The organism is Streptomyces sp. NPDC014734, from assembly GCF_043083325.1.
Taxonomy (GTDB): Bacteria; Actinomycetota; Actinomycetes; order Streptomycetales; family Streptomycetaceae; genus Streptomyces.
On sequence record NZ_JBIBYN010000024.1, the window covers coordinates 16,311 to 36,982 of the forward strand.

At 69.5% G+C, this 20,672-nt stretch carries 21 protein-coding genes and 1 pseudogene; 8 read left to right on the top strand and 14 right to left on the bottom strand.

Annotated features, from left to right (window positions below; genetic code table 11):
• The first annotated feature begins 53 nt into the window (after positions 1-53).
• Positions 54-1,052 carry a porphobilinogen synthase gene (gene hemB, locus ACF1CT_RS30075; RefSeq protein WP_391787134.1) on the top strand — a complete coding sequence of 333 codons (999 nt, stop codon included), beginning with the start codon at positions 54-56 and terminating at the stop codon, positions 1,050-1,052.
• Positions 1,053-1,113: 61 nt separating this feature from the next.
• Positions 1,114-1,242, top strand: a complete 129-nt coding sequence (locus ACF1CT_RS30080; RefSeq protein ID WP_391787135.1) for a hypothetical protein — start codon at positions 1,114-1,116, stop codon at positions 1,240-1,242.
• A 25-nt stretch (positions 1,243-1,267) separates the two neighbouring features.
• Here ACF1CT_RS30080 and ACF1CT_RS30085 read toward each other — a convergent pair whose 3' ends face one another.
• Both ACF1CT_RS30085 and ACF1CT_RS30090 read right to left on the bottom strand, forming a co-directional pair.
• Positions 1,268-1,807, bottom strand: coding sequence for a hypothetical protein (locus ACF1CT_RS30085; protein ID WP_391787136.1), 540 nt, complete (start codon positions 1,805-1,807; stop codon positions 1,268-1,270).
• A 37-nt stretch (positions 1,808-1,844) separates the two neighbouring features.
• Positions 1,845-2,207: a hypothetical protein gene (locus ACF1CT_RS30090; RefSeq protein WP_391787137.1), complete on the bottom strand. Its 363-nt coding sequence runs from the start codon at positions 2,205-2,207 to the stop codon at positions 1,845-1,847.
• A gap of 170 nt (positions 2,208-2,377) precedes the next feature.
• Here ACF1CT_RS30090 and ACF1CT_RS30095 point away from each other — a divergent pair, with 170 nt between their 5' ends.
• Both ACF1CT_RS30095 and ACF1CT_RS30100 read left to right on the top strand, forming a co-directional pair.
• Positions 2,378-4,024 (top strand): restriction endonuclease fold toxin-2 domain-containing protein, encoded by a 1,647-nt coding sequence (locus tag ACF1CT_RS30095; protein WP_391787138.1) that lies wholly within the window; start codon positions 2,378-2,380, stop codon positions 4,022-4,024.
• Positions 4,025-4,194: 170 nt separating this feature from the next.
• On the top strand, positions 4,195-4,491 hold the full coding sequence (locus tag ACF1CT_RS30100) for a hypothetical protein (protein ID WP_391787139.1): 297 nt from the start codon (positions 4,195-4,197) through the stop codon (positions 4,489-4,491).
• A 66-nt stretch (positions 4,492-4,557) separates the two neighbouring features.
• On the opposite strand, the gene ACF1CT_RS30105 is transcribed toward ACF1CT_RS30100, so the two are convergent.
• The 4 genes from ACF1CT_RS30105 to ACF1CT_RS30120 all read right to left on the bottom strand — a co-directional run bounded on the left by ACF1CT_RS30105 (position 4,558) and on the right by ACF1CT_RS30120 (position 7,009).
• Positions 4,558-5,352, bottom strand: coding sequence for a DUF4253 domain-containing protein (locus tag ACF1CT_RS30105; RefSeq protein ID WP_391787140.1), 795 nt, complete (start codon positions 5,350-5,352; stop codon positions 4,558-4,560).
• A gap of 98 nt (positions 5,353-5,450) precedes the next feature.
• Entirely contained in the window at positions 5,451-5,690 is a 240-nt protein-coding gene (locus tag ACF1CT_RS30110) for a DUF397 domain-containing protein (RefSeq protein WP_391787141.1), read from the bottom strand.
• Positions 5,687-6,472 (bottom strand): Scr1 family TA system antitoxin-like transcriptional regulator, encoded by a 786-nt coding sequence (locus ACF1CT_RS30115; RefSeq protein WP_391787235.1) that lies wholly within the window; start codon positions 6,470-6,472, stop codon positions 5,687-5,689. Before ACF1CT_RS30115 ends, ACF1CT_RS30110 begins: the two co-directional genes overlap by 4 nt.
• Before the next feature lie 156 nt (positions 6,473-6,628).
• The gene (locus ACF1CT_RS30120) at positions 6,629-7,009 is read right to left on the bottom strand and encodes an Imm1 family immunity protein (protein WP_391787142.1); all 381 of its coding nucleotides are present in this window, start codon (positions 7,007-7,009) and stop codon (positions 6,629-6,631) included.
• 179 nt (positions 7,010-7,188) lie between these two features.
• Here ACF1CT_RS30120 and ACF1CT_RS30125 point away from each other — a divergent pair, with 179 nt between their 5' ends.
• Positions 7,189-7,761 (top strand): hypothetical protein, encoded by a 573-nt coding sequence (locus tag ACF1CT_RS30125; protein ID WP_391787143.1) that lies wholly within the window; start codon positions 7,189-7,191, stop codon positions 7,759-7,761.
• 43 nt (positions 7,762-7,804) lie between these two features.
• Here the strand turns inward: ACF1CT_RS30125 and ACF1CT_RS30130 are convergent, their stop codons facing one another.
• The 5 genes from ACF1CT_RS30130 to ACF1CT_RS30150 all read right to left on the bottom strand — a co-directional run bounded on the left by ACF1CT_RS30130 (position 7,805) and on the right by ACF1CT_RS30150 (position 11,837).
• Positions 7,805-8,359, bottom strand: coding sequence for an SMI1/KNR4 family protein (locus ACF1CT_RS30130; RefSeq protein ID WP_391787144.1), 555 nt, complete (start codon positions 8,357-8,359; stop codon positions 7,805-7,807).
• An 81-nt stretch (positions 8,360-8,440) separates the two neighbouring features.
• Entirely contained in the window at positions 8,441-9,082 is a 642-nt protein-coding gene (locus ACF1CT_RS30135) for a hypothetical protein (RefSeq protein ID WP_391787145.1), read from the bottom strand.
• Positions 9,083-9,281: 199 nt separating this feature from the next.
• Positions 9,282-10,088, bottom strand: a complete 807-nt coding sequence (locus ACF1CT_RS30140) for a hypothetical protein (RefSeq protein WP_391787146.1) — start codon at positions 10,086-10,088, stop codon at positions 9,282-9,284.
• A gap of 105 nt (positions 10,089-10,193) precedes the next feature.
• A complete protein-coding gene (locus tag ACF1CT_RS30145) occupies positions 10,194-10,913 on the bottom strand; it encodes a hypothetical protein (protein WP_391787147.1) in 720 nt (239 codons plus the stop codon).
• 168 nt (positions 10,914-11,081) lie between these two features.
• A complete protein-coding gene (locus ACF1CT_RS30150; protein WP_391787148.1) occupies positions 11,082-11,837 on the bottom strand; it encodes a DUF4232 domain-containing protein in 756 nt (251 codons plus the stop codon).
• Between the two features lie 441 nt (positions 11,838-12,278).
• Here ACF1CT_RS30150 and ACF1CT_RS30155 point away from each other — a divergent pair.
• Together ACF1CT_RS30155 and ACF1CT_RS30160 are read left to right on the top strand one after the other, a co-directional pair.
• A pseudogene (locus ACF1CT_RS30155) lies at positions 12,279-12,356 on the top strand (hypothetical protein); the annotation flags it as partial.
• Between the two features lie 381 nt (positions 12,357-12,737).
• A complete protein-coding gene (locus ACF1CT_RS30160; RefSeq protein ID WP_391787242.1) occupies positions 12,738-13,673 on the top strand; it encodes a transcriptional regulator in 936 nt (311 codons plus the stop codon).
• A gap of 74 nt (positions 13,674-13,747) precedes the next feature.
• Here ACF1CT_RS30160 and argS read toward each other — a convergent pair whose 3' ends face one another.
• Entirely contained in the window at positions 13,748-15,520 is a 1,773-nt protein-coding gene (argS, locus tag ACF1CT_RS30165; RefSeq protein ID WP_391787236.1) for an arginine--tRNA ligase, read from the bottom strand.
• Between the two features lie 324 nt (positions 15,521-15,844).
• On the opposite strand from argS, the gene lysS reads away from it, so the two are divergent.
• Positions 15,845-17,623, top strand: coding sequence for a lysine--tRNA ligase (gene lysS / locus ACF1CT_RS30170; protein ID WP_391787149.1), 1,779 nt, complete (start codon positions 15,845-15,847; stop codon positions 17,621-17,623).
• A 232-nt stretch (positions 17,624-17,855) separates the two neighbouring features.
• Here lysS and ACF1CT_RS30175 read toward each other — a convergent pair whose 3' ends face one another.
• Both ACF1CT_RS30175 and ACF1CT_RS30180 read right to left on the bottom strand, forming a co-directional pair.
• Positions 17,856-19,415 carry a DUF2637 domain-containing protein gene (locus tag ACF1CT_RS30175; RefSeq protein WP_391787150.1) on the bottom strand — a complete coding sequence of 520 codons (1,560 nt, stop codon included), beginning with the start codon at positions 19,413-19,415 and terminating at the stop codon, positions 17,856-17,858.
• A 253-nt stretch (positions 19,416-19,668) separates the two neighbouring features.
• Positions 19,669-20,490 (bottom strand): DUF3558 domain-containing protein, encoded by an 822-nt coding sequence (locus ACF1CT_RS30180; protein ID WP_391787151.1) that lies wholly within the window; start codon positions 20,488-20,490, stop codon positions 19,669-19,671.
• Positions 20,491-20,672 lie beyond the last annotated feature (182 nt).

A 20,672-nucleotide genomic window follows, 5' to 3' on the forward strand; every position in this document is an offset into this window, starting at 1 on the left:
TTCCGGCACCGGTGTCGGTAAGTCGGTGATGTGTACGGGTCTAGTCTCGAAGCATGACTGTGTACGGAAACTTCCCCGGCTCCCGCCCCCGGCGGCTGCGGACGACCCCGGCGATGCGGCGCATGGTCGCCGAGACACGGCTCGACGCGGCGAACCTGATCCTGCCCGCGTTCGTACGCGAGGGCATCGATGCCCCCGTGCCCATCTCGGCCATGCCCGGCGTCCACCAGCACACCCTGGACACGCTGCGGAAGGCCGCCGTCGAGGCGGTGTCGGCGGGGGTTTCCGGGATCATGCTCTTCGGTGTCCCCACGGACGAGAAGAAGGACGCCCGGGGCACGGCGGGCACCGACCCGGACGGCATTCTCCAGGCGGGTCTGCGCGCGGTGCGCGAGGAGGTCGGTGACGACCTCGTCGTCATGTCGGACCTGTGCCTGGACGAGTACACCGACCACGGGCACTGCGGCGTGCTGACCGCCGACGGCCGGGTCGACAACGACGCCACGCTGGAGCGGTACGCGGAGATGGCGCAGGTCCAGGCCGACGCGGGCGCCCATGTGGTCGGCCCGAGCGGCATGATGGACGGCCAGGTCGGGGTGGTCCGGGACGCGCTGGACCAGACGGGCCACGAGGACGTGTCGATCCTCGCGTACACCGCGAAGTACTCCTCGGCGTTCTACGGCCCGTTCCGTGAGGCGGTCGGCTCGTCGCTGAAGGGCGACCGCAAGACGTACCAGCAGGACCCGGCGAACGCCCGCGAGTCGCTGCGCGAGCTGGCGCTCGACCTCGAAGAGGGCGCGGACATGGTCATGGTCAAGCCGGCCGGACCGTACCTGGACATCCTCGCGAAGGTCGCGGACGCGGTGGACGTGCCGGTCGCCGCGTACCAGATCAGCGGCGAGTACGCGATGATCGAGGCCGCCGCCGAGAAGGGCTGGATCGACCGGGAGGCGGCGATCCTGGAGAGCCTGACGGGCATCCGCAGGGCCGGTGCGCAGATGATCCTGACCTACTGGGCGACGGAGGTCGCGCAGCGGCTGGGCGGGCGCTGAGCCCGGCCCCGGTACGGGGGCCTTCGGACGGGGCGGCACGGGTGGAGTGGACGTGTGAGGCGTGCGGGTGCATGCCTCCGCGTTCGAGGTCACCACGTATCGCGCGGGGATCTGGGTGCTGCTCGCGGGGGTCGTCTCCCTGGTCACGGCGGCGGTGCTGTGGGTACGGGACCAGCTCGCGCCCCGGTGACGCGGCGGGCGGCCCCGGACGCGTCTCAGGCCGTGGGTCCTGCCGTGCGGCCCCAGGCGGTGAGGACGCGGGTCGCCGCGCGGCCGAGTTCGGGATCGTGGACCAGGGCGCGCAGGATGTCCGCGCGGGCGTCGTCCGGTCCCGCGCTCTCGACGGCGGCCAGGGCGTTGTGGCGGACCAGGACGTCTTCGTCCTCCGCCCGTACGACGGCGGCCAGCGCCTGGTGAACGGCGGGGTCGTCGGCGTACGGGCCGAGTGCCTCGGCGGCGTACTGGCGGACCAGGTCCTCGTCACGGTCGCCGAGCGCGGTCAGCAGGGCGCGGGCGACGGTACGGGCGGTGGCGGGGTCGGACGGGGGCCACAGGCGCAGGACCGTGGCGGCCTCGACCCGGGCCAGGTCGTACGCGTGCGGGTCGCCGACGACGGAGGCGAGGAAGGGCGCCGCGTCGACTGCGGTGTCGTCGGTGCCCAGTTCGGCGACGATCTCCCGGCGGCGGTCGTCGTCGGCGGGCAGGGCGCGGAACTCCTCGACGAGGCGGTGAAGGTCGTTCGGGGGCTGTGGCACGGGCGGTTTCCTTCTCCGGGGCTTCTGCGGGCTCCTGTCAGGGCCAGTCGACCATGCCCGTGAACAGCAACGCGGCGAGTACCACGATTGCGGGGGCGAGCACGGCCAGCCCGAGGCCGGCCGGTGGCCTGCGCCGCCACAATGCCCAGCTCGCCACCAGGGCGATCAGCGCCGACACCAGACCGCAGTTGAGCACCGTCCAGGCGGGCTCGAAGCTCGCGTCGAAGCGGTGGGCCGCGGCTTCCACGCAGGAGTCGCAGGCCATGGGCGAGAGCCCGGCGAAGAACAGCGTGAGGCACGACAGCGGAAGCGTCACGATCGTGGAGACCAGCGAGGCGATCCAGGCGCGTGGTGTACGGGCCGCGGTGCTCGTGGCGTTCCTGATGAGAGGGTCGGTCATGTGTGCGAGTCAACGCGGCTTATCTGACGGGTACATGAGTGCGCGTACCTATCGTTCTGCTGGTGGTCAGTCGGAGAAATGAAGCGCTCAGCGATCAGAGCCCGCGCCTCGACGGGGTGAGCACTGCGATGGGCCGGTAGGTTGACGATTCAGGTCGGCAGGGGGAAACGATGACTGGACCGGTACCGGACTTCAAGTTCATCGCGGAAGGCATGATCCGCGGGTCCATGGGACTTCTCGACACGATGCGGGGAGCTCGTGACACGGCCATCGCCTTGAGCCGTGAATTGGGACGGCAACACGGGATGGCCGGGGACGACGACGCAGGCCGGGCGTTCGCCAAGGTGTATGTATCGGCGGCCTCCACCACACTCGACAAGATGGGCTTCAGCTCGTACGTCCTGGGCGAGACGAGCAAGGGGTTGATGCGCAATGCCCGTGAGTTCATGGCCGAGGAGAGCCGATTGGCCGCCGCCTTCCTGGGGCGGCAGGCCGATCTCACTACAGGCATGGGAGACCCAGGGGCCGACTGCACGGAGAACTACCTTGGGCTGGGCCAGGAACTCCCCGAAGTGGTAGGGGAGACCGCATGGTACGACCAATACGCCCCCGTGGGGCGCGGTGATCGGTTTCGTGGCTCACCGGAGAAGATCCGGGACGTCGTCGGCTCCTGGCGTCATGCAGGCGTTCTCATGCAGCGCTTTCTGGAGGATGCCCAGACCTACGCTCTGACGGCGAGCAAGGCACACTCCGGTCAGGCCTCCAACGCTTTTCAGCAGTACGTCAAGTACTCCGTCGGCCTCACGTGCCCTCCGGCGAAGGCCCAGGACGATGAGCCGCTGGTGACCAACCTCGTGGCCGCCTGTACGCAGATCGCCAAGGCCTGCGACCGGTACGCCGACCATGTGTCCGAGGCGAAGGAGAAGATCACTCAGCACAAGACCGACCTCTTCGCGGTTGACATGCCCTGGGATCAGCCGATGTTCGGAGGCAACGGATACGACGGCGGACTGCTCGATGCCGTGCTCGGTGACTCCTGGATCAGGGACCTCGGCTCCGTGGGGCACGCGCTGGACTCCTCCGTCGCTCGCATCAAGCTCCCCAGCGCGGATGCGCCGTCGCCCGTCGTCCCGGGACTGCCGCTTCTGCCACCTCTCATACCCGTGCCCGCACCCATACCGGTTCCGGTTGTACTCGCGTCCTACGCAGGTCAGGTACCGGCCCTGGCACCAATGATCAACCCGGTCGACTCGACCATTCCCTTTGCTGACCCCATTCCGCCAGTTCCGGGTACGACCCATCTGCTCACGGCTCCGGAGCAGCGGCAATTCCGTGCGTGGATGAACGGCCTTCGGCCCGGTGGCCTCGCGGGCGGCGGTGGTCCTGGAGCTCCGGACAATGCATACCAGCTCCGAGTCGCCGGCTACCCCGAGAGGGAAGTGCCCTTGCTCGGGAGCAAGCGTGGACTGATGGTGGACGGCATACGCCCCCTCGACGGACACCTCGTCGAGGCCAAGCACGTGCGGGATCCGGATTGCACGAAGAAGAGCTTCCGCACTCTCGACCGCGTGGAGGAGACGCTGACCAAGCCCGTCAAGATCAACAAGCAGGGAGCGATCTCGTGGGACCCTGTCGTCGACTCCATGTACGCGGGAGACGAGAAAGAACTCGTCCGCTACAAGCAAGCCATGGCCAATCCCATGAACAGCGAGATAAGAGGACTGGAGATCGCGACCAACGGCAGGGACAACGCCGCCTACGGGCAGTCCATGATGGCGATGACGGGTACGCCTGGCTCGACACGCTATGTACCTTGAGAGCAAGGAAACCCATGGCCACCGAACGCAATATCCGGACGAATTTCGCTTTCTATCCCCCCGAGGGTGACGGCGGATCCTGGCACGCCACGCTTGAGTCCTTGGAAAGGGCTCTGCGAGGGGCGTTCCCCGAGCCGACCATTGGGTACCGGAGATCCGGCATTCACGGGATGAACGTGCTCGACTTCGAGATCGAATTGGCGTCCGACGTCTGGGTGGATGGGACCGCGGCGCTCACCGGTCCCGGATATGCCTACATCACCCTCACCGACGTGACCGCCGACGAGGCCGCCGTCTTCGCCCTCTGGCTCCGCGACTCCTTCGTCCCGGCACCACACGTCGTGCGCTTCGCGAGCAGCCTCGCCATGGCGAACGGGGAGGACACTCCTTCGCTGCTTCCCACTGACGGGGGCCGCGAGGCCATCAGCGGTCTGCTGCACCGACACCTTGCCGCCTTCGACTACTGACCGGTGTCCCCCTCCGGGCGGGCAGATCCGGTCGGAGGGGGGGGAAGAATCGTGTGAACCCGGGGGTCAGTCCCACCAGAAGGACCAGGTCGTCTGGTCGAGGATGGACTTCTCGGCGTAGTCGTCGAGGTCGTAGGGCGGGCTTTGGTTGATGTTGTCTGGGCAGAACGCGAAGTGTTCGGCGGCGAGCGCCCGTGCTTCGTCCATGGTGGTGGGCGGGCGGCCGACGGAGACCGTGAGGGTGTCGAAGCCGAGCATCAGGACGCGTATGCCGTAGCGGTCCTCCCAGGAGCGGAGGACGGCGCTGAGCTTGGCGGTGTCGTTCTCGTAGTTGAGCGGGCCGGACCAGCCGATGGCCGCCGGGATGTCCGCGCTGCGGCGGGCCGGGACGAGCGCCGCACGGACGGTGGGGAAGAAGCCCTCCGGGCCGGTGAACAGGGCGGCGAGTTCGGCGGCCTCGGCGTCGGGCGAGAGGGTGGAGCCGGTGTCGGCGACGGCCGGGGCCAGGCCGGGCCAGGCGGCGTGGGCGGCGTCGAGCTCCTCGGGGGCGCAGTCCGCCCAGTACTCGGCGAGGATTTCCTCGGCGTCGTGGTCGCCGGGGTAGGACATGTCCTCGGGGATGAGGTCCCAGTCGTCGGGCCACTGGTCGCGTCGTCCGCCGTCGATCAGCACGGGCAGCAGCCCGAGGGGCCGCCCTGCCGTGCGGAGCTGGTTCCAGGCGCCTGAGGTGGCGGGCGCGTCGGTGTACCAGAGCAGGGGTTCGTGCCAGGTGCCGTCGATGGTGGTGTCCACCAGGGAGCCGGGCGGGAGCTGGAGCCCTGAAGTGGCCAGGGACGGGAGCGGGTTCGGGAGCGTCGCCATGGTGGTGAGCGTACGGGCGGACACTGACATCGGGCTGTGCGCGGGGGTGGTGGGCCGGTCCCGTGGGCGGGTGGGGCCCGTGGGACCGGTTGCGCCGTTCAGTTGCCGACGTGGGTGGCGAAGGTCGTCCAGGTGGTGGGGGTGACGGTGAGGACGGGGCCGTCGGGGTTCTTGGAGTCGCGGATGTGGATGGCGGCGGGGTGGGCGGCGACCTCGACGCAGGCCCCGCCATCGTCGTTGCTGTGGCTCGACTTGTGCCAGTCGTAGGCGACTTCGAGGCACTGGCCGCCGTCGTCGCCGCTGTAGCTGGACTTGAACCACTCAAGTGTGCTGCTCATTGCTCTCCCAGCAGACGGTCCAACAGGCCCACGGTGTCTTCGGGGTTGAGGGCCTGAGCTCGCAGCATCGCATACCTCTGGGTGAGGATGCTCACCTCGTCGGGATCGGCGATGAGCTGGCTGCCGCGCTGGGTCTCGGAGTAGGCGAGGTGCTGGAAGTCCGGGGTCTCCAGGAGGGTGAAGGGGCCGTTGAGGCCCGCGTGGGTGCGGCTGTTCAGCGGGAGGACCTGGAGGCAGAGGCCGGGGAGTCCGGCGCAGGCCCGCAGATGCCGCAGTTGCTCGCGGCGCTTCCCGGCGTCGAGGAGCTGGAGCGTGAGGACCGGTTCCCAGATGACGAAGCTGGTGGTCGGGGGCGAGGGACGGTGCAGGATCTCCTGGCGCTGGACGCGGCTCGCGGTCTGGACCGCGATCTCCTCCTCGCTGTAGGCGGGGATGCGGTTGCGGAAGACCGCCTCGGCGTAGGCGGCGGTCTGGAGGAGCCCGGGGAGCACCTGGTTGTCGTACCAGGAGAGGGCGAGGGCCTCCTGTTCCAGGTCCAGGTAGCGCTCGACCCATGCGGGGATGAGGTCGACCTCCGGCATGTTGTCGACCGCCGTCTCCAACGCGCCCTGGGTGCGCAGGATTTCGTCCAGTCGCTGGGCCAGATCGAGCTTCAGGGGGCGTCGGCCCTGTTCGATGGAGGCGATGGTCTCCACCTGGTAGCCCACGAGTTGGGCGAGTTGGAGCTGGGTCAGTCCGTTCGCGATGCGGAACAGGGCGACCAACTTGCCCACGAGCTTCATTGCGGAGGCGTTCTTGCGCCTGCGCTTACCGGTGCTGGGGTGCATACGAATCGAACTCCCACCGATGCGCGTACGTCACGCGCGTATGACCCGTACAAGAGAACTGTACGTGTCACGGGCGCAGTTGGTGCGTCGTGTCGCTCCCCAGCCCGTTACTCAGCGGTCGACGGTCCATGACGCGTCCGGGGGCGGGGTGCCGTGGGCGAGGAGGTGGCGGATGATCCGGAACGCCTCGTCGAGCGGGACCGTGTCCTCGTCGGGGTACTCGTCGTTCTGGCCGTTCTCCAGGACGAAGCCCTCGCTCCAGTCCTCGGCCCCCGGGTCCGTCGCGTGTTCGCCGGGGTCGCCCACGTGGTCGAGGAGCATCACCATCGCCCGTTCGGTGTTCGTGACGACGGCGAGGCGCCGTCCCGCCGAGCTGGTCAGCCACGATTCGAGCTTTCCGGCGGCGATCCTGTCGGCGAGTTCGTCCACGGTTTCGGCTGCCGTCACCGTCACCGGCGCAGTGCCCTCGATGAAGGTCCACGTCTCGATCATGCGTACGACCTTCTCATGGGGACGTACAGGGGCAGGGCGGTGCCGCGTTCCGGAGATTCCGTGGGGTGCCGGAGATCGCCCGGAGTCCCGGAGAATTCGTGGGGTGCCGAGAACCCCGCTGGTTGGCTTCGTCCCGGAGCAGTACGTTGCGAAGCAGAGACGACGGAGGGGGTGGGCCGGTGCGCCCGACGCTGTTGGTGGATGTGGACGGGCCGCTCAATCCGTATGCCGCGAAGCCGTGCCGTCGGCCGCCGGGCTATGAGACGCACCGGTTGCTGACGCCTCGCTGGGTGGCCGCCGAGAGGCGACGGCTGATCGGGCGCGGGCTGCCGGACAAGCCGGTGAGGCCCCTGCGGGTGTGGCTCAATCCCGATCACGGGTCGGCGCTGACCGGGCTTCCCTTCGAGCTGGTCTGGGCGACGACATGGGAGGAAGAGGCCAACGTCTATGTCGCACCGGTTCTCGGGCTGCCGGAACTGCCCTACATAGCCTGGGATCCGGAGCGTCCCGAGCCGACGGCGGGCGGGGTGTTCTGGAAGACACCGCAGATCGTCGCGTGGGCGGAGGGACGCGTGTTCGCCTGGATCGACGACGAGATCACCGACGCGGACCGGGCCTGGGTGCGGGAGCACCACGACGGTCCGGCGCTGTTGCACCGGATCGACCCCCGGCGAGGACTCACCGTCGACGACTTCGACCTGCTGGGGGAGTGGGCCATGGGGCTGGGACGGAGGCTGGGGCGGGATCCTTGAGCGGATCCCGAACGGTGCGGCGAAGGTTCACGGCGCGGGCCGATCACCGGTCCCAGATCAGCCTGCCGTCCTGAACACGTCCAGGTGCGTCCCGCGCCCCCGCAGAAATCTGTTCCATGAGGACAACGGTCTCGCTGAACAGAACGGTCAGTGACTCGTGAACTCCGAAGGCCGGCGCATCTCCATCGCCGAATGAACCGATCTGACCGCTACGCGCATCCAGGAACTTGCCGTAACAAGCGTCATCGTCCGAGACGATCGGAATCCACTGCTCATGCCAGAAGGGAAACTCCGGATCGTCGGACGGGTCGTCGCGCTCGATCTCCATCTTGAAGTGGTACGTCCGCTCCATGGCCGCGAGTCCCAGCACATCGCGGTTGCCGGGCATGACCCCCTCCATGACGCCCTCGGGGTCCTTGTCGGCCCCGGACGCCTGGAGCCACGTCCGAAGCTCGGCCGGGAAGACGACGCACATGCGCTCCTCAGCCGCAGTGATCGCTGACGGCGGAGCGGGAGCAAGGATCGACGACGCAGTCTTCGGTGCATTCGTCTCCAGCCAGTCCACCAATCGCTGCCACGCCAACTGCACATCCCCCATGGTCGTTTCTTTCTCCGAAGGTCTGCCGCACGGCCTGCCGGTCCCGCACAGGAGGCGTATGCCTTGTGGGCGTGCACGCGATCAGGGCGGACACGTGGTCGTCCCGGCGGCGCGGACCTGTGCCCCTTGCCCTGCCTGGTTCGACCAGGACAGGAAGTCCGCCCAGAACGTTGCTGTGGCGTCAACGACCTGTCGTTTTGCCTCGGTTCCGCCCTGCGGGACGCCGAACTCCTGATGCACGTAATCGATGAGGTCGTATCCGTAGGGGATGACGTCGGCGCCGCGGATCGACAACACCGGGTGAGCAAAAGTTTCCCGACCGGCAGGCAGGTAGCGATGGGAGTAGACCGGAACCAGTTGCGGTACTGACGCCACATGCGCCCTCGCGCCCGCCACGGCGTCTGCCTGGCCGGCAGGGCGAGTACCCCAGGCCGGATACCAGAAGTCCGCCTCCGCCACCGCGAACAGTACGTCCTCCACCGGCCTGCCGAGCCAGGAACGGAGCAGGGCGGCATCGCCGTGGCGCCAGTCGGGCCACCCCTCTCCCGCGGGCAGGCCCACCACGAGGAAAGCGCGGTGGTCGTCGGCGAACGTGAACCCGAACCGCGCTTCGATGCCGGTCAACTCCGGCTCCGTCAGCCCTGGACGGATCTCGGTGCGCCCGAGCCGGGCCAACAGGCGCGCGGCCCCGGAGCCGAGTCGCACCCCGAACTCATTGACCATGTGTGCAGGCTACAACTCCATGATGTGCAACCAGGACCCACGGGCCGCGATCCCATCGACACGCAGAAGATGTACGACACCGCAGCGACTCAGCAGGACCACGCGTGTCCACCCTCGAACGGAACCGCTTCCGCTCGACGGCTGCGGCCGGGCGGTGATCACGTGCCGGTTGTCCGACCCGCCGTGCGGGCCCGCCCGATCACCTCCGTCGCCGGACGAACCCTGCCGCCAGTACGGCCAGGGCCGCGCCGAACGCGACGACGACCGGCCAGATGCTTCCGGTGAGCACGTACGCACCGATGCCGCCGACCACGACGAGAAGGCCCCACACCCAGCGCCCGGCGGTGGACCGCCCGGCGCTCCGACCGGATGACCGTCCACCCGCAGCGGTGGCGTACCGCTCGCGCAGCGCGGCGGTCGGCCATCCGTCGCCGATACCGGAGAGCAGCCAGACCGGGTCCGTGTGCTGCCACCGCCGGAAATCCGAGATCAGTCCCTCCACCCGTCCACCGGCCGCCGGGTCGTGACCGGCATCGAGGCGCTCGAAGTCGGCCAGGGTCTCCTCGAACAGCAGACGAACACCGCCTTCACCGCCATCGGCCAACGCCGCAGTCCGCAGCAGCACATAGGGGCCGAACCTGGCGTCGATGAGCGCGACGAACTCGTCGTAGAGAGGCGAGAACTGCGCGCCGAGCCGACCGACCAGTCCCTGCCGTCGGGCGCGCAGTCGTGACAGCGCCGTCCGCTGGTCGACCACCAGATACGGGTAGGTGGCGTCGCCCCACTCGCTCAGCAACTCCGCGTGCTCATGGGTACCGGCGTCCTCGGTGTCGGCGATCCGCGCCTCCAGGAGGTTTCCGGAGCCGAACATCGCCCACCACAGCAGCGGCGGCCAGTTCTTGGCCTCCAGTTCCATCGTCCCGTCGAGGAAATCGCCCCATTCACCCTTCGACCCGTCCGGCGTGCGGGGCTGCCGGACGCTGTCCAGATAGAGACGCAAACTCATGTCGGTTCCCGACCTTCACCTACGGATGTGCCGATACCCGCGTGTGCGCCGACATCCGCGTGTCTGCCGATATCCGCGTGTGCGCCGACCACGGAGCCGTGGTCCCTACAGCTTCTTGCCGCAGAGGACACGGTCGGCCTTCGAGAGGTTGGTGTCGAACATCGGCCTCTCGGTGAACACCGCGTCGGCCTTGTAGTCGCACGGGTCGTTGAAACCGCCCACCATCTGGTCCTTGAGTATGAGGATGATCCGGTGGGTGGCGCCGTTCTTCTTGCCCTTGGTCCGGCAGGCGACTTCCTCGACCACGTTGTTCTCCTTCCCGTCGCTGTGCACACAGTCGCCGACCTCGATGCGGGGGCCGCCGCCACCGCCGGGGTCGCCGGGGTGCGGCGGCTTCAGGTTGCGCATGCAGGCGTAGCCCTCGCCGGTCGGCCGGGTGTTCTCCAGGAGAGCGAGGCTGAGAGGCACGTCGATCACGAAGTCGGTGTGCTCGGCACAGACCGTCTCGGAGAAGGGCGTGGCGCTGCCGCTCTCCAGCCGGAGGGTGACCTGTGCGACGGCCTCGGGGCTCTTGCACGGGACCTCGCGGTAGGCGTCCTTCTGGCCCGGTTCGGGGGCAGCGCACTCGTGGTCGTCGAGGTACAGCGCGCCGTAGGACGGGTTCACGCTCGGGCTCGGCGGCGTGGCGGTCGGGGCGGCGGACTCCCCGCCCGAGGCGTCGTCGTGGTACCCGTTCGCCTTGCCGCAGCCGGTGAGGAGCGCCAGGGCGGCGACGGCGACGGCGGCGGCAGTGCCCGCTGCGGTGATGCGCGAACGTGGTGTCATCGGTCTGCCGTTCGTCCTCGTACGCACGCCGTTCCCCCTCGGGTCTCGATCCTTGGATCATAGGATCTACTGCCCTTGGGGGAACGGTGAGTTGTCATCCGGCCGCGCTTCCCGGTCTTCGGTCCGGCGCGCGTGCGGCGCTCGGCGGGTTCAGCGGGTTCAGCGGGTTCAGTAGGTGAGGGCGGCGTCCATCTCGCTCTGCCAGTAGGTGACGAAGCCGTTGTTGCCCCAGACGGTGTCGGCCGGGAGCTTCAGCTTCGTCGAGGAGCCCGTGGAACCCGTGTTGCTCTTCCCGGTGAAGAACACCTCCAGGTGCGTGCTCTTGTTCAGGTCCGTGCCGTCGGTCTCGCCGAACAGCCCGATCGCGGCGTAGGCGGACTGGCCCGGCTCAAGGGCGACCACGGCCTGCGGGATGCTGTCGCGGAGGACCGGGAAGGCGGCCTGGGCGTCGTCGAAGCGGAGCGACGGCGCGTGGTACGCGTAGCAGGCGCGGTTGCCCGTGTTGGTCGCGGTGAGCAACAGGTGGTTGATCGGGCGGCTCACCTTGGTGACGGTGACCTTGGTGTTGTCGCCGGTGCAGGTGACGGGGGTGCGGTCGGCGCTGCTGCCGCCGCTGCTCTTGCCGCCGTTGCCGTTGCCGGTGCTGCCGTTGCCGGAGCCGGAGCCGGAGCCGGAGCCGGAGCCCTTGGAGGTGCCTGCGGCGTTCTCGGCGGGGGCGTTGGGCTTGTCGCCGGAGTCCTTGGCGTCGTCGCTGCCCGTGGTCGTGCCGCTGTCCGTACCGGTGGTCGTGGACTGCTGGGCGCTGTTGCTCGCGGCCGGGGCGGCTCCTGCGGCGTCCTCGTCACCCGTGCAGGCGGTGAGGGACAGGGAGGCCAGGAGGGCGGTGGCGGCGAGGACGGCGGTGCGGATGCGGTTGCTGCGCATGGTGAAGGTACTCCCCGTGAAGTGATGTCGAGCGAAGTCGGGCTGAGGTCCGTGTGTGGGCTGAGGCCGTCTGCGGCGCGGTGGTGAGGCCGCTCAGTGACGGCAGCTCAGGTACACCACGATCGCGGTGGTCACGATCAGAACGCCGATGGCCACGGCATCGATGGGTTCGATGCGGAAGCGGGTTCGCATTGCGTCGTCCCGGTGGTTTCTGCGGTGTGGTCACAGATTGCGGGACGCCGGATTCCGGCCGCAACGCCGAACGGGCCATTGGGGAAGCTGGAATGCCTGCGCGTACGCTGACCTGGGCAGATTCCACGTCCCTGGAACGGTGTTCCGGGACGGACCAGGAGGGGGAACGCCGTAGTGGCGACGCCGGAGGCCGAAGATTTCGCGGCTCTGCTGAAGGAACTGAAGGGACGGTCGGGGCTCAGCTACGGGGTGCTCGCCGGAAGACTGCACGTCAGCACCTCGACGCTGCACCGGTACTGCAACGGCGACGCCGTGCCGAACGAGTACGCCCCGCTGGAGCGACTCGGGCGGCTGTGCGGGGCGAAGCCGGACGAGTTGGTCGAGCTGCACCGACGGTGGATCGTGGCCGACGCGGCGAGACGGCGTCCGACGCCGACGACGGGGGCCGAGTCCGCACCCGCACCCGAACCTACTTCTGCACCCGCACCCGCACCCGCACCCGTTTCCGCGCCTGCCGCTGCCTCCGCTTCCGCATCTGCTTCCGCTTCCGCTTCTGAACCCGTTTCCGTTTCTGGGCCGGTATCCGTGCCTGGGCCCGGTTCGGAGCCCGGTTCGGAGCACGGTTCGGAGGACGCTTCGGACGGCGATGTTCCGGACCGTGGCGCGACTCCGGCCGAGGGGCCCCGGAGGTTCCGGGCCTCGCCACGCATGCGCGTCCTGCTGGCGGCGGTGGCCGTCGTCGCGCTGACCGTGCCGACCACGATCATCGTCAGCAACCTCTCCGGCAGGGGCGACCCGGCGCTGACCAACGCACCCATGGTGGACGGGGTGGCGAACGACGACGCTGCCACCCGGTCCGGGGCGGCGGACGGGAAAGGGAGCGCGTCACCGGGTACCCCGAGCGCGTCGACGACGTCCGAGGCCTCGGGGAGCCCGTCCCCGGGGGCCGGACGGATGCCCTCCGGTTCCGCGTCGGCCGGGAGCGGCAAGGGCGGCGGGTCGGGTTCCGGCGGTCGGACGAGCAGCGGGGTGCCGGTGAGCGCCACCATCAGCTCGTACAACTGGGACGAGCCCTGCGGCAAGTACTACGTCCTGGACCAGAAGCCGGAGGACGTACCGCCGCCCCCCACCCCCCAGGTCACCCGGGGCTGGGCCAGGGCGCTCGGCGGGGTGGACGGCAAGGATCTGCTGCTCGAAGTGACCGTGCAGGGGAAGTCGGGCGAGGCCGTCGTGCTGAACGGGATGCACGTACGGGAGGTGTCCCGGAAGGCGCCGCTGCCCTGGACCGCGTACTCCATGGGGGAGGGCTGCGGCAGCGGCATCGTCCCGCAGTCCTTCGACGTCGACCTCGACGACGTGGCCCCGGCCCTGAAGCCCGTCGCGGGGCAGCAGGAGGACAAACGCGTGCCACCGAAGAACTTCCCGTTCCGGGTGTCGAGCACCGACGTGGAGGTGTTCGACCTGAACGTCCACGTCGAGGGCCACGACGTCAGCTGGTACCTGGAACTGGAGTGGAGCAGCGGCGGGCGCACCGGGACACTGCGCATCGACGACGGCGGGAAGCCGTTCCGTACGAGCGCCATCTCGGCACTGCCCCAGTACACGTACCGGTACGACACGGCTCAGTGGGTGCCCCACGACTGAACGGGCACGGCCGCCCACCAGATCGGTGGGCGGCCGTGGAGCCCGGGCCGTGGAGCTTCGGGCGTGGGCGATCCTCAGAGGCGCTCGGGCATCCTGATGCCGAGCAGCTCCATGCCCTGGCGCAGGGTGCGGGCGGTGAGGTCCGAGAGGAAGAGGCGGTTCTCCGCCACGTCCTGCGGGACATCGGACTTCAGCACCGGGCACTGGTCGTAGAACGTCGTGAACAGCGACGAGAGCTGGTAGAGGTACGCGGCCAGCCGGTGCGGCTCGTATGCGGCGGCGACCTCGGACACGACCTCGCCGAACTGGTCCAGGTGCAGGCCCAGGGCGCGCTCGGCAGGGGCCAGCGCCAGCTCCGGGTGCGCCTGCGCCTTCAGCTCGCCGGCCTTGCGCCGGATGGAGCAGGAACGGGCGTGCGCGTACTGGATGTACACGCTGGTGTCGCCGTTCAACGACACCATCTGGTCCAGGTCGAACTTGTAGTCGCGGGCCGCCGACGTCGACAGGTCCGCGTACTTCACCGCGCCGATGCCGACCTGCGTGCCGCGCTCGGTGATCTCCTCCTCCGTGAGGTCGTGCGCCTTCTCGCGCACGACGGCGGAGGCCCGGTCGATCGCCTCGTCCAGCAGGTCCACCAGCCGGACCGTCTCGCCCTCACGGGTCTTGAACGGCTTGCCGTCCTTGCCGAGCACCGTGCCGAAGGCGAGCTGCACCGCCTTGACCTCGTCGTTCAGCCAGCCGGCCCGCCGGGCCGTCTCGAAGACCATCCTGAAGTGCAGGGCCTGCCGCGCGTCCACCACGTACAGCAGGGTGGACGCCTTGAGGTTCTGGACGCGGTCGCGGATCGCGGAGAGGTCGGTGGCCGCGTAACCGAAACCGCCGTTGGACTTCTGCACGATCAGCGGCACCGGGTTGCCGTCCGGGCCCTTCACATCGTCGAAGAACACGCAGAGCGCGCCCTCGGAGCGGACGGCGACGCCCGACTCCTCAAGCAGTCGGCAGGTCTCGGCCAGCATGTCGTTGTAGCCGGACTCGCCGACGATGTCGGCGTCGCGGATCTCCATGTCGAGCTTGTTGAAGACCGAGTAGAAGTAGATCTTCGACTCGTCGACGAAGCGCTGCCACATGGCGAGCGTCTCCGCGTCACCGGCCTGGAGCGCGACGACCCGGTCCCGGGAGCGGGCCTTGAACTCCTCGTCGGAGTCGAAGAGTGCCCGCGACGCCTTGTAGAGCCGGTTCAGGGAGGACATGGCGGCCTCGCCCTCGGCCTCGGCACCCTCGCCACCGTGGCCGAGCTGGTCCGGGTGCTCGATCAGGTACTGGATGAGCATGCCGAACTGGGTGCCCCAGTCGCCGATGTGGTGCCTGCGGACCACGGTCTCGCCGGTGAACTCCAGGATCTGCGCCATCGCGTCGCCGATCACCGCGGAGCGGAGGTGGCCGACGTGCATCTCCTTGGCCACGTTCGGCTGCGCGTAGTCGATGACCGTGGTGCCCGCGGCGGCGTCGTACGGCACGCCGAGCCGGCCCTCGTCGTCGGCGTCCCGCGCCGCGAGGGTCTCGATGATCGACCGGTCGCTGAGCGTGATGTTCAGGAATCCGGGACCGGAGACCTCGATCTCCTGGATCGGCCCGCCCGCCGGGAGCGCGGCGGTGACCTGGGCGGCCAGCTCGCGCGGGTTGCCCTTGAGCTTCTTGGCCAGGGCGAGGATGCCGTTGGCCTGGAAGTCGGCCCGGTCGCTTCGTCGCAGCAGCGGGTCCGCGGTGCCGGCATCCGGCAGTGCTGCCGTCAGGGCGTTCGCGAGCTGCTGCTGGAGCGTGGAAGCGAGGGAATTGACCGAGGCCATGGGCTGGCTGCCGTTTCCGTAGGGGTGCAGGGGCATGATGACGCAGCGTGGAGGCTGCGAAGGATCACGCCCAGTATTCCATGGTGAGTAAAGCCAATATCGATTCCGCGGCGGAGCGCGGTGGAGCGCGGTGGGTCACGGCGGAGCTCGGCGGATCACGGCGGAGCTCGGTGGACAAAGCCGTTTTCGCGCTGCCGGTGGGACCTGGGAGAATGGGCGGAGCCCCGTTCGCCGGTGGACGGGGAGCGCCCCTCACCGGCTCAGGAGGGCTCCGAGGATCCCGACGGGGTTTCCCGCCCTACGAGTCCCACAAGAGAGAAGGACGTGCAGACCGTGGCTCAGAGTCAGAGCAGCACCGAGGCCGACTGGGTCTCCCGCTTCGCGGACGACGTGATCGCCGAGTCGGAGCGTCGTGCGCCTGGCAAACCGGTCGTCGTCGCGTCCGGTCTCTCCCCGTCGGGGCCGATCCACCTCGGCAACCTCCGCGAGGTCATGACCCCGCACCTGGTCGCCGACGAGATCCGCCGACGCGGGTACACCGTCCGGCACCTGATCTCCTGGGACGACTACGACCGTTACCGCAAGGTGCCGGGCGGCGTCCCCGGCGTCGACGAGTCCTGGGCCGAGCACATCGGCAAGCCGCTGACGTCGGTGCCCGCCCCGGCCGGTTCCGCGTACCCGAACTGGGCCGAGCACTTCAAGGCCGCCATGGTCGACGCGCTGGGCGAGCTGGGCGTCGAGTTCGACGGCATCAGCCAGACCGAGCAGTACACCTCGGGCGTGTACCGCGAGCAGGTCCTGCACGCCATGAAGCACCGGACCGACATCGACGCCGTGCTCGACCGGTACCGGACGAAGAAGGACCCGGCGGGAGCGGCAGGAGCCAAGGGTGCCAAGGGCGGCAAGAAGCCGCAGCAGCAGAAGAAGGTCGACGAGGCGGAGCTGGAGGCCGAGGAGGGTTCCGGTGCCGCCTCCGAGGACGACGGCAGCGGCGGCTCGGCCGGGTACTTCCCGTACAAGCCGTACTGCGGCAACTGCGAGAAGGACCTCACCACCGTCACGTCGTACGACGACGACAGCACCGAGCTGAACTACACCTGCACGGCCTGCGGCTTCGCCGAGACCGTCCGGCTGAACGAGTTCAACCGCGGCAAGCTGGTCTGGAAGGTCGACTGGCCGATGCGCTGGGCCTACGAAGGCGTGATCTTCGAGCCGAGCGGCGTCGACCACTCCTCCCCGGGCTCCTCGTTCGTCGTCGGCGGACAGATCGTCCGCGAGGTCTTCGACGGGGTGCAGCCGATCGGCCCGATGTACGCCTTCGTCGGCATCTCCGGCATGGCGAAGATGTCCTCCAGCAAGGGCGGCGTGCCGACCCCGGCCGACGCGCTGAAGATCATGGAGGCGCCGCTGCTGCGCTGGCTGTACGCGCGCCGCAGGCCCAACCAGTCCTTCAAGATCGCCTTCGACCAGGAGATCCAGCGCCTGTACGACGAGTGGGACTCGCTGGTCCGCAAGGTGTCCGACGGCTCGGTGCTGCCCGCCGACGCCGCCGCGTACGCGCGGGCCGTCGGCACGGCGGCCGGTGAGCTGCCGCGCACGCCGCGCCCGCTGCCGTACCGCACCCTCGCGTCGGTCGTCGACATCACCGGCGGGCACGACGAGCAGACGCTGCGCATCCTGAGCGAGCTGGACCCGGAGAACCCGCTGACCTCGCTGGACGAGGCCCGGCCGCGTCTCGACCGTGCCGAGAACTGGATCACCACCCAGGTTCCGGCCGAGGCCCGCACCATCGTCCGCGACGAGCCGGACAAGGAACTCCTCGGCTCGCTGGACGACCAGGGGCGCGAGTCACTGCGGCTGCTGCTGGAGGGACTGGACTCGCACTGGTCCCTGGACGGGCTCACCACGCTCGTCTACGGAGTGCCGAAGATCCTCGCGGGGCTGGAGCCCGACGCCAAGCCGACGCCCGAGCTGAAGGTCGCGCAGCGGTCGTTCTTCGCGCTGCTGTACCGGCTGCTGGTCGGCCGGGACACCGGGCCGCGGCTGCCGACGCTGCTGTTGGCCGTGGGCGCGGACCGGGTGCGGAGGCTGCTGGGGGCTTAGGGCCCCGGGCGTCCTGGGGCCGTAGGGCCCCGGCGTCCCCGAGTGACGTGATCGCCGGGTGGACCGTTCGTTCGGTCCGCCCGGCGATCTGTTCGGTGCGGCCGGCGAACTACTCGGTCCGGCCGGCGACCTTCCGGGGGCCTTGTTGTGCGCCGGGGATGCCCTGGTTCCGTGACGGTGCGGTTTCCATGACGGTGCGCCGGGGACGCGCATGTGTCCGTGACGGCGCGCCTCAGGCGATGTGGTTCTCCGCCATCTCGTTGTCGAAGCGCTGCTTGAAGCCGGGCAGCATGCGACGGAGCAGTGCCGCGCTGCGGGGGTGGCTGACGTTGTGCACGTCGGAGAGGTGTATGTCGAGGACCTCCGCACTCGGGTGGGCCTGGTGCGCATGGGTGTACTCGGCATAGACCTGGTAGGCGAACGTGCCGAACTCGGCCTCGGCCTCGGCCCACTCGGACGGGTCGGCCTCCTGCTGCCGTGCCGGCCGGGGTGCCCCCTCGGCCTCGTCCAGGGACTCGGGCCCGGGTTCCGGGGCCGGTTCCGGCTCGGGGCGGGGTCCCTGCTGGGGGTGTTGCTGCGGTTCCGGCCGGGGTTCCGCGGCGCGCGGGCCCGGAATGGTGCCGACCGTGCCCACGTTGCCCAGCGGGCGGGTCCGGCCGCCGGGGCCGAGCGGGACCATGACCGGTGTGGGCTCCAGGCCCTCGACGTACGTCGGGTCGTACGCGCTCTCGTACGCGTCGTTCGGCACCTGGGGAGCCGCGAACCAGGGACTCTCGTGCGAGCCGGGGCCCTCCTGGGGCAGTTGCTGGGCCGCCGCCGTTGCGGGGTCGGTCGGGCCGGCCGGCCCGGGATGGGTGTGCTGTTGCTCCTGGCCCTGTTGCCCCTGCTGGCCCTGTTGCCCCTGCTGAACCTGCTGGTTCTGCTGATTTGGTTGGGCCGGCTGAGTCTGTGGGTTCTGTTGTCCCTGGTGTTGCTGTTGGCCCTGCTGTTCGTCCTGGTGCTGCTGGGGGTGCGTCTGCGGGGCGGCATCGGCGTGCGGCAGCTCGGGCGGGAAGCCGTTCGTCTCCGCGGCGGACAGGGCGGGGACCGGGGGCAGCAGGGCCGGTTCGATGCCGGCGGCGGCGAGGCCCGCCCCGGCGGTTTCGGCGAGCGGGACGCCGTACTTCGCGAGGCGCAGCGGCATCAGGGCCTCGACGGGGGCCTTGCGGCGCCAGGCACGGCCGAAGCGGGCCTGGAGGCGGGCCTGGTAGATCAGCCGGTCCTGTTCGAGCTTGATGACCTGCTCGTACGAACGGAGTTCCCAGAGCTTCATCCGTCGCCAGAGCCGGAACGTCGGCACCGGGGAGAGCAGCCAGCGGGTGAGCCGCACGCCCTCCATGTGCTTGTCGGCCGTGATGTCGGCGATTCGCCCCACGGCGTGCCGGGCGGCCTCCACGGAGACCACGAACAGCACCGGGATGACCGCGTGCATGCCGACGCCGAGCGGGTCGGGCCAGGCGGCGGCGCCGTTGAAGGCGATTGTCGCGGCGGTCAGCATCCAGGCCGTCTGGCGCAGCAGCGGGAACGGGATGCGCAGCCAGGTCAGCAGCAGGTCCAGGGCGAGCAGGACGCAGATGCCGGCGTCGATGCCGATCGGGAAGACCAGCGAGAAGTCCCCGAAGCCCTTCTGCTCGGCGAGTTCGCGTACCGCCGCGTACGAACCCGCGAAACCGATCGCGGCGATGAGCACCGCACCGGCGACCACGAGTCCGATGAGTACTCGGTGGGTGCGTGTCAGCTGCATCGCGGCCACCCGCGTTCCCCTCCCGTTTCACGTATCCGACGCCTCGTCCGGCGTCCCGTTCCGACGCCGTGTTCGACGTGCTGCGCCGACTTCCGGCCGGGCACAGCCTGGCACATGGGGGTGGGGCGTGTTGCGTGGGGAGGGGCGGAAGCCCGGTACTCGGGGGAGTACCGGGCTTCCGGGAACGGCGCTTCGGAGAGGACGATCGGGGTGAAACCGCCTCCATGCCGGGCGGACCGGAGGCGTCGATCGGCCCGCCGGACTACTTCTTGTCGTCCGCGGCGGTCGTCTTGTCGGGCGTGGCGGTCTTGTCGGGGGCGGTGGTCCCGGCCGGTTTGGTGGGTTCGTCCGACGCGCTCTGCTGAGTGCCGCCCGAGGCGACCGAGGCGACGGTCTCCTTCACCGCCTTCTGGGCGCCCTTCAGGATGTCGTCGGCGGAAGGCGTCTTCGCTCCCGCGTAACCCGCGCCGTTGTAGGTGAGGGTGACGACGACGTTCGCCGTGCGGGTCACGATCGTCGCGTACTTGAAGTCCTCGCCCGTCTTGGTGAGGTCGTACGTGATCGTGGTGGCCTGGTCGCCGATGCCGGTGAGGGACGTCTCGGCGACCTTCTTCGCGCCCTCGGCAGCCTTGGCCTTGCCGACCTGCTTCGTGAAGTCCTGCTGGGCGCGCTCGGCGCCACTGCCCAGTGCCTGGTCCGACTCGAAACGGGTGAAACCGACGTCGAGCCAGCGGTACTGGGAGCCCTTCACGCCCTTGTCGTCGAGGCCGTTCCAGGAGCACCCGGCGCGGGCGCTGGTGTCACTGGACTTGGTCGGCGTACCTGCCTTGGCCTTCGCCTTGGGGACCAGGTCGGTGACCGTCTTGGCGCCGATCGCCTTGCACGGGTCGGGCAGCCGGGTGAACTTCGCCGGTTCGACGTCCGCCTCCGTCTTCTTCGCGTCCGGCGCGGCGGACGAGGAGGACGAGGCGGAGTCCTTCTTGTCCCCGTCGCCGGAGTCCGACGAGCAGCCGGCGACGACGAGCATCACCGGAACGGCGGCGCAGGCGAGTATGCGGGTGAGTCGCGGGGCTGAACGGTGCATGGTTCCTTCACTCGGGTGGCGCGGCGGGCGGGCCGACAGGGGCTCGGCCCGGTCCGCCGGGTGACCGGGCGCGGTCGGTCGACGGGTTCCGGGCGGGTGGTCCGGAGGGCCACGGTACGACGACCGGGGCTCGGGTGTTGTCCGGGCCGGACATCAGGGGAGCGCGGGGACCGTCGCTCCCG